Annotated in this window: 1 protein-coding gene; it reads right to left on the bottom strand. The window is 71.0% G+C overall.

All coding sequences use genetic code 11. From position 1 onward, the window contains the following. Positions 1-390 (bottom strand): DUF2066 domain-containing protein (locus GVL52_RS30065; protein ID WP_280179142.1); only part of this gene is annotated, 390 nt, incomplete at its 3' end. Between the last annotated feature and the right edge of the window lie 3 nt (positions 391-393).

The following is a 393-nucleotide window of genomic DNA, read 5'->3' on the forward strand; positions in this document are numbered from 1 at the left end:
GGCCAGGCCGGTGGTCATCTCCACGCTCAGCTCCAGTTGGCCGGCCGAGGCGTGCAGCGGGGTGACGCTGCGCACCACCGGCACCTCGCGCAGGCCAGCGGCCAGCCGCAGGTAGTCATCGGCGCTGTTGATGCCGGTCACCACCAGGCGGTAGGTGCCGGCCTGGCCGACGGCCACGCCGGCCTTGGCATAGCGCTTGACCAGCGCATCGGCGGCACCGTCGGCACCGGCGGCCATCGCGCGCATGGCGTTGGCGTCCTTGCTGGTCCACTTGTTCAGTTCGCGGCCGTTGTCGACGAACACCCAGTCCGCCTGCCAGCCACCGTTGGCGCGGTAAAGCTTGCCGATCAGCTGCATCGGCGGCGAGTAGCGAGAGGAGGCACGGGCCACGGC

Origin of the sequence: Rhizobium sp. 18055 (genome assembly GCF_902706285.1) — a bacterium.
In the GTDB taxonomy this organism is placed as follows: domain Bacteria; phylum Pseudomonadota; class Alphaproteobacteria; order Rhizobiales; family Rhizobiaceae; genus Rhizobium.